We start from the raw sequence: 7360 nt of genomic DNA on the forward strand, positions 1-7360 counted from the left end.
TTAAGGATAAAGTGGCGGTCGAAGCCCGATTTTGCCATGCATGATGCGCCATTGATCGGGAAGGGCGCCATGTCTCCGGATGCATTGAATTCGTTGTTTTCGCTGCTGATCGGATTCGCGCTCGCGGTAGCGCTGTTGAGCGGCTATCAGGCGTTCGTGCAGCGTCCCGCCGGATTTGGGCTGTTGCAGCAGGAGGCGGTCACCAGTTCGTTCATCGCGGTGCCGTTTCTGGTGTTCGCAGCGCCTTTCATCATCATGCGCAATACGATCCGCGGCCGTCAGGTGGAGCGGCGGCGCGTCGAGTTCGTAATGATGGCGACTGTGCTGTCCGGATTCTGGAGCCTGATGTCGGGCACCTTCGTTGTGATGACACTACGCGCGATGGGTGTGCTCGCCTGACGCCGATCGGTTCATGATGCGATTGTGCATCGGCGGCGCATTGACGTAGCATCGGCGACATTCCGCATTTGCCAATCAGGATAACCCATGGCGATTTACGAACTTGACGGACAGGCGCCCGAACTTCCCGCTGATGGCGACTGCTTCGTCGCCGACACCGCAACGGTCGCGGGCAAGATCCGGATGCACAAGGGATCGAGCATCTGGTTCGGAGCCGTTCTGCGCGGCGACAACGAGTGGATCGAACTGGGTGAGAATTCCAACATCCAGGACAATTGCACCTGCCATACCGATCCCGGCTTCCCGCTGACCATCGGCAAGAATTGCACCATCGGGCACAATGTCATCCTGCACGGCTGCACGATCGAGGACGGCGCGCTGATCGGTATGGGGGCGATCGTGATGAATGGCGCACGCATTCGTAGCGGCTGCGTCGTCGGTGCCGGCGCCGTCATCACCGAAGGCAAGGAATTTCCGGAGCGGTCGCTGATCATCGGCGCGCCGGCGCGTGCGATCCGCACGCTCGAGCCTGCGCAGGTGGAAGCCATGACGCGCGGTGCCGGCTTCTATGTCGCCAACGGCGCACGTTTCAAAAAGGGCCTGCGCAAGATCGGCTGATCGCCGTTTTTTGCTGCGCCAACCATCACCATCTCAAAAAGTTGCGGCCAGCCTTTGGGGGAGGTCGCGCCCGGTTGTTGATTCTACTTCGCTTTTCGTTCTGAGAGGCCCGTTTCCACGGATTCTCCACTTTGTCCACTGATCTGAGGCAGGCGCTCCACGCGGTCCCATTCCTCATGAGCGGCGGTATGCGTGTATCGCGCGGCCGACCGGGGATCGCGCCAGCGGCCGGTCGCGACCAGCCCTTGGATATCGGTTCCGCCGAACCGGCGCATCCACGTCGCCCAGGTGTGGCAGAACGTGTGGAACGTCACCCATGAATAGTTATACGGCGGGATCACCATCCGCTCGCCGCGCTTCGGTCGCTTCACAGCCGACAGCCCGCAGGCCGTCACCTTGGCATTCAGAAACAGAAAATTCCGGTGCCCGCCTTGGTGGAACCGGAAGACCTTCCCGGAAGCTCGCTTGTGCGGCTTTAGGAGGTCGCAGAGGTGGGGTGTCAGCAAGACGGACCTTGGGTCGTCATTTTTGGACGATTCGATATAGGCCGTGCGCTGGCCCAGATCGACACGTTCCCATTTGAGGGCTAGGGCCTCACCAATCCGGCAACCGGTGTAGAGCAGGAATGTGAGTAGCCGGGCCATCTCGGGATCTACTGCTTCGGCAGCCTTGATGATCGCAAATGCGTCGGGCGGTAGCAGAAATAGCGTCTTGGCCTTGCCCTTATAGCCCTTTGGCCGCTTTACCGTGATATCGACCCCGGCGTGGTGCAGGATCGCGCTCACCGGCGTATAGACGGCGCGGTTGCGCGCAGACGGGGCGAAGTTCGGATAGATCGCTGCCGCCGCTTCGTTGATTGCGCTCTGGTCTATCTGGTCCAACGGCGTCTCACCGAAATATTCAATCAACTGTCTGACGTATCGGCGCGTCCGCCCAGCCTTCATATAGGTGACGGCGGCGCTCAGGAATGTGGCGGGCGCTCGTTCGACTGGCTTGGGTGGATACTCACCACGTTCGATTTGTTTTTCGAGTTTGGCGAGTTCGGCAGCAGCGACGGAGCGCTTAGGAGTTCTTGCGCTTCGGTCCACAGAGACCCCGAGGTATGACCCCCGGATTGTCCAATTCGGCGTTTTACCGGCGCGCGGCGGCTTGAGTTCGAGGGGCATGACGTTTCTCGGGCTGCGTCTACAATGCGGTCAATATCAGCTTCCCGGAAAACCTTCGTTCTGCCAAGCCTGCTGTAGAACGGGCGACCAAAAGCGTCGGCCGGATGGCGGGAAAGCCAGTCCTGCAACCAGCGACGGGACTTGTGGAGTTCCTTCGCCGCTTGGTCCATGGTGAAAAAGCGGCTCAAAGGACGATCTCCTCCTTTGAATCTTCCCATTTGTTTGGCGTCCGCAAATCGCTTACGTCGGCCTTTGCAACGCAAAGCGACAGGCTTCCCTTGATGTATTCGCGGATTGCTGGACCAAGGTGAAACCATTCGCCGCGAAAATGAGATGCCCTAAATCTGTGATGCAGTTTCCGTTCTTCGCGCTCGTCACCAATGAGGACGAGTAGAGGGACGATTGTATACGGCGACCCGACCTGCATCCCAGCCATCCGGTAACGCCAATTCTTTGACCGTCCGATCTTCACGAAGTCGCCCGCGCGCAAGAAATAGATGAACGTCTTGCCCTCGCTTTTCGCGCGGGCAACGTCAGCCTGGGTGATGCGAGCGGCCGTCCTACTCATGCTTGCTCACCGGGGCGGGTGGGGCGCTCGCTCTTGTTTTTTACCGTTGCGCTCATCAAAAATATGAGAGCGACCAATGGCAGAGCCGATGCGGTCACGTAGCAGGCAACAGCTATGGCAAAGCAAATGCCGCAATTGTTTAGGGTGACAGACGTGTAAAGTCCCATCCTACTCACCCCCGGTCTTAGGAGGCGTTGGAAGGGGCATGAAGTGGGTGGGCTTAAAATCGCCGCCTATGTCTCGCAGGACTGCATATCCAAACGTGTGCCAGCGCTTGCCGCTACCCATATCGACAAGCATCGCTTCGTACACGCCTGCGTTGCCGTAGTGATCTGGCACGTTCGTTTTAACCAGCACCGCTTGATTGATTGGCGCCTCCTCAATCGGCCGCCACAACTCCGCCATGGCGGCGGTGAGGGCGGCGCGCATCCATATGGTGTTGTATTCGGTGGGCTGGTGGCCGGACGCCTCAACAGCCTTCGCGACCATCGCGTCAGTTACTTGCATCGTCCTGCTCCTGTGCGGCTGCGAGCATGGCGGACCAATGATCCCTAACATCATCGTCGTAGTCGTGATCCGGTCCCCCGTACCCGCTGGTTGTAGAGGTCGCGGCGTCAAGCATCGCTTGCGTCGGGACGGCAGGCACCACGACGAAGCTCTCGGCGGCGAGGTATTCCCGGTAGGCGGTGATGACCGCGGCGGCGTGTTCGGTCCAATATTGCCAGCGCGCTTGCGGCCCGCGCTCGTTGCCGCTGCAAGCCATTTCGCGCGCATAGGTCGATTGGTCCGGATCATCGCCAACGGCAATGCAGATCGCCCGCGCCCCGGCCTCTATCGCTCGATCAGGATGGGTCATGGCAGATGATCTCCCAATGTTTTACGCATGTCGCGTAACGCGGCGTTGGCGTGGTTGATATCTTTCGGGAGATCGACCCACGACCATGCAACGCTGACGCGCGCGACCGGCAGCGGAATCGAAAAGATGCTGCGTGGCCACAGCCATAAGAACCGGCGTGTTGAATGGAGTGGCCGGAATCGCTTGCCTGCCAGCTTGCGTTCTTCGCCCGCTTTCGGGTGACGCCATTGGAAACTATGCAGCTGGGCACCAAAACCCGCCATGAAGGTGTAGAATTCGCCGCGCGAGCCGTGGCGGTCCTGTTTCGAGGTATCGACAAGCCAATAGAAGCAATCGTCGAAGTACGGCGAGGCGAGGCCGCGACCGTTACCGAAAATCAGGTGGTCCAGCCGCAGCATCACTTCTTCCCCTCGTGCTGCTGAACAAATGTGCGGGCGGCTTGCACATCGCTTGCAAGAATCATCCCGGCACCGATATCTCCCCACGGTAGCGTAACGTCGGCGACCGGCCTCATCACCTCGACCGCCTCGGCCAACGCGCTCTCTGCGGCGTCGGCGCGGGCTTTGTAGCCAAGCATCGCCTCCGCGAACGGAGACTGGTTGTTCAAGCCAACAGTCTTGTTGCCGAGAATTTCGGCGCAGGACTCACGAACCTGTGAACGTGTCATCCCACTCTGGAAATTTACGACGCCGTTGATGCCCGCCCGCAGCCTCGCGTTCTCGGCTCGGGCTTCCGTGAGGGCGGTGGCGGCTTCTTGTGCTAAATCGTAATCGCCGCACTCATCGAACGCGACATATCGCGCTTCACGCAATTTTCTCACCAGATCATCGCTCATTGGTGCCTCCCGACCGAATGGCGGCGGCTAGGTCAGCATAGTCCCCAGCTTGACATTCAAGCCGTCCGTGCAAGTTGTAATTCTTATCCTCGTGCGCGGCTTCGGCTTCGGCCATCACAGCGTCGGACTTGGCGTCCGCAATCCTCGCGCACTTCTCCCGTTCGTCGGCTCGTATCGCCGCTTCCCCCGCCACAAGGCCCGTCGCGAGGATGGCGTTCACAGCGGCATTCAGTTCTCCGGCCATCGCTTCCGGATAACAACTGTCGCGGTGGAATTTGCGCAACAAGCCCGCCACCCTCTCGACCGCATCGCCTTCAAGAGAGGCGATGGCCTCGTCGATCATTCGCAAAGTGCTTTCGGCGTTGCTCCCGGGCGCGTGCGAGACAAATGTACGTGCGCGTTCCAGCGCTTCTTTCGGTGTGGTCATGGGCGTCTCATGCTGTGTTGGCGGTGGATTGCCCTTGGATATGTCGACGCCGTGGGTCTCGATGTCGCGCTCGGCGGGATTGAAAACATGGTGGCCGTCGGCGCGCAGCTTTGCCGCGGCGGCATGGAAGGCTGGAAAGTTGAACTCGGGAATCCCGCGCATGGGGCCGGCGACGTAGATTTTCATTCCGCAGCCTCCATGGTCGGAAGCTCTGCGATGAACAAGTCCTCCTGCCGTTCCTGCGCTTCGAGATATCGGCAGGCATGTTTGAAATAGGACGGCTTCAGTTCAATGCCGATAAACTTGCGCTTGAGTTTGAGTGCCGTCACGCCTTCCGAACCAATACCCATGAAAGGCGACAACACCACGTCGCCGGGGTTGCTCCACATTGTAACGGCGCGTTCGATCAGATCGAGTTGCAACGGGCAAAGGTGCCGTTCGTCGGCGTTGTCTTTCGCCATGCGGACGTTCAGCGTGTTGGTCTGGTTGATATCCATCCAGACCGGCGATGCCCACTTCTGCCATTGAGAGACCGGGAAATTCTCCGGCATGTGACCAACCGGCTCGGCATTGTCGCCGGGCTTGCGGAACACCAGGACATAGTCCGCCATGCCCATGCGGGAGCGGGTGCTGTCCTTCTTTAATTGCTTGTAGAGCAGCCCCAGCGCCTTGGTGCGGGTCATTTCCACGACAGGGTCGCGCCAGATGCAAATGCGGGAATGGAAAATCCAGCCGGCGTCCTGATGCAGCCGGACGATATCGCCGGGGAAGTCCTTGAGGCCGATCACGCCGTCCTTCCACTTCGACGATGGCAGGTCGGAGCAATGAACTGCCGTAAGCCGGCCCGGCTTGGTGATCCGAAGTTTCTCGCGGATCAGGTACGAATAGTGCCGATTGAATTCATCGTCCGACGTGCAGTTGCCCATGTCGGCTTCGCTATCGGAATAAACGAAGATGTTCTGGAACGGTGGGGAGTAGACCGAGAACCCGACCGTTTCATCCGGCAGTTGTTCGGCCACAGAAACGCAGTCGCCGTTGTACGCCATCCAGTTCTCGCCCGACGCCGAGTCAAGGCATTCGATCACGCGGCCCATGCCGGCACCCCTGCTTTGTGATTTGGCTGATAGGAAGTCTTGCGACTGACCGTCTTTTCGGTCGCGCGCGCCATCGCGGCCCGCATTGCGGCCTTCATCGTGGCGTGATCGTCGGCCTTGCGATCTATCACCCGCGCGATGGCGTCCTCGCCTTCCGCGACGATCAAATGGACCTGGACTTCACGCTTTTGCCCGAACCGCCAGAACCGGCGCACGGCTTGATACCAAGCCTCATAGGAAAACGTCCGGCCGACAAAAGCCGTGCGGGCGCAATGTTGCCAGTTGAGGCCGAACCCACAGATCGCAGACTTTGTTACGAGAACACGGATCGACCCATCGGCAAAACCGCGAAGTGTTGCCTCTTTCTGCTCCGGCGAATGAGAACCACGAACCTCGGAGGCACCGGGCAGCAACGCCATTACGGCGTCCGCTTCATAATCGCTATCGACCCAAACGACCCACGGTTCCGAACCGTCGATCAGTTCGGCCACGGCCTTTGCCCGACTGCCGGCCGTCTTGCGTTTCACGTCGTGCATCGACGTGGCCGACATATCGACCATGCCGAACAGGTCGGAGCCTTTGATGGGTGACGCCTCGGCGCGGTGCCGGATGATCTTCATAGGCGGCAGCACGAAGCCGGTATCGTCACCGCCAAGATCGGACGGCAGTTCCGCCATGCGCGACCATGACGCACACCAGTCCCAAAAATCGTTGACGGCGTGCTTCTTGAGCCGCCATTCCTGCGAAGCTGTGGACGTATCGTTGATGAACCAGCGCATTAGCATTTCGGACGACGGCATAACGCCGAGAAAGTCCGATTGCTGGCCCAGCTCCATATGGTCATTCGGCGCCGGAGTGGCCGTAGCGGACAGTCGGAAACGGTGTTGCGAGAATGCCTCAATCAGCGCCCGCGAGGTCTTGCCTGCGAATGATTTGAGGATGGAGCTTTCGTCCAGCGCAACCGCACCGAACGCGGCCGGGTCTAGTTTATCCAGCCGGTCATAGTTGCAGATGTTGATGCCAGGTTTCGCTTCGCCCTGTTCGCGGATAACCCGCGCATCGTAGCCCCAACGCTCTGCCTCCTTGGCAATCTGCCAGCCGACCGATAACGGCGCGAGGATCAGCGCCTTGCCGTTGCTGGCTTCGGCAGCGTGCGCAGACCATTCCAGTTCGCACGCCGTCTTGCCTAGACCGGTTGACAAGAAGTTGCCCGCAGACCCGGCGCGCAACGCGAATTCGACGCAGGATCGCTGGAACGGGAACAGATGACCAGCCAGCGCCGGCACGACAGATAGGCCGCGCTCTTGCGCACGAATGGCCTTGCTGGCGAGAAACTCGGCGTAGCTCATGCCGCGCCTCGCCCAAAGAACAGCCCGGAGCGATAGACTGGATACTGG

Annotated in this window: 11 protein-coding genes; 2 read left to right on the forward strand and 9 right to left on the reverse strand. The window is 59.9% G+C overall.

What is annotated here, in order from left to right; all coding sequences use genetic code 11:
- Positions 1-399, forward strand: a 399-nt coding sequence (locus WBB07_RS24415) for a DUF6949 family protein (protein ID WP_526311416.1), incomplete at its 5' end; no start/stop codon positions are given.
- Positions 400-486: 87 nt separating this feature from the next.
- On the forward strand, positions 487-1017 hold the full coding sequence (locus WBB07_RS24420; RefSeq protein ID WP_526311418.1) for a gamma carbonic anhydrase family protein: 531 nt from the start codon (positions 487-489) through the stop codon (positions 1015-1017).
- 83 nt (positions 1018-1100) lie between these two features.
- Here WBB07_RS24420 and WBB07_RS24425 read toward each other — a convergent pair whose 3' ends face one another.
- The 9 genes from WBB07_RS24425 to WBB07_RS24465 all read right to left on the reverse strand — a co-directional run bounded on the left by WBB07_RS24425 (position 1101) and on the right by WBB07_RS24465 (position 7312).
- Positions 1101-2183: a tyrosine-type recombinase/integrase gene (locus WBB07_RS24425; protein WP_526311420.1), complete on the reverse strand. Its 1083-nt coding sequence runs from the start codon at positions 2181-2183 to the stop codon at positions 1101-1103.
- Between the two features lie 184 nt (positions 2184-2367).
- Positions 2368-2751: a GIY-YIG nuclease family protein gene (locus WBB07_RS24430; RefSeq protein WP_526311422.1), complete on the reverse strand. Its 384-nt coding sequence runs from the start codon at positions 2749-2751 to the stop codon at positions 2368-2370.
- A 168-nt stretch (positions 2752-2919) separates the two neighbouring features.
- On the reverse strand, positions 2920-3258 hold the full coding sequence (locus tag WBB07_RS24435; RefSeq protein ID WP_526311424.1) for a DUF551 domain-containing protein: 339 nt from the start codon (positions 3256-3258) through the stop codon (positions 2920-2922).
- Positions 3245-3607, reverse strand: a complete 363-nt coding sequence (locus WBB07_RS24440; protein ID WP_526311426.1) for a hypothetical protein — start codon at positions 3605-3607, stop codon at positions 3245-3247. The genes WBB07_RS24435 and WBB07_RS24440 overlap by 14 nt, the downstream gene beginning before the upstream one ends.
- Positions 3604-4005, reverse strand: a complete 402-nt coding sequence (locus tag WBB07_RS24445; RefSeq protein ID WP_526311428.1) for a hypothetical protein — start codon at positions 4003-4005, stop codon at positions 3604-3606. Before WBB07_RS24445 ends, WBB07_RS24440 begins: the two co-directional genes overlap by 4 nt.
- On the reverse strand, positions 4005-4442 hold the full coding sequence (locus WBB07_RS24450; RefSeq protein ID WP_526311430.1) for a hypothetical protein: 438 nt from the start codon (positions 4440-4442) through the stop codon (positions 4005-4007). Before WBB07_RS24450 ends, WBB07_RS24445 begins: the two co-directional genes overlap by 1 nt.
- The gene (locus WBB07_RS24455) at positions 4432-5055 is read right to left on the reverse strand and encodes a DUF4406 domain-containing protein (protein ID WP_526311432.1); all 624 of its coding nucleotides are present in this window, start codon (positions 5053-5055) and stop codon (positions 4432-4434) included. Before WBB07_RS24455 ends, WBB07_RS24450 begins: the two co-directional genes overlap by 11 nt.
- Positions 5052-5963 (reverse strand): DNA-methyltransferase, encoded by a 912-nt coding sequence (locus tag WBB07_RS24460; RefSeq protein ID WP_526311434.1) that lies wholly within the window; start codon positions 5961-5963, stop codon positions 5052-5054. The genes WBB07_RS24455 and WBB07_RS24460 overlap by 4 nt, the downstream gene beginning before the upstream one ends.
- Positions 5951-7312, reverse strand: a complete 1362-nt coding sequence (locus tag WBB07_RS24465; RefSeq protein ID WP_526311436.1) for a DEAD/DEAH box helicase — start codon at positions 7310-7312, stop codon at positions 5951-5953. Before WBB07_RS24465 ends, WBB07_RS24460 begins: the two co-directional genes overlap by 13 nt.
- Positions 7313-7360: the final 48 nt, after the last annotated feature.

Source organism: Mycobacterium sp., from assembly GCF_049647605.1.
GTDB lineage: Bacteria > Actinomycetota > Actinomycetes > Mycobacteriales > Mycobacteriaceae > Mycobacterium.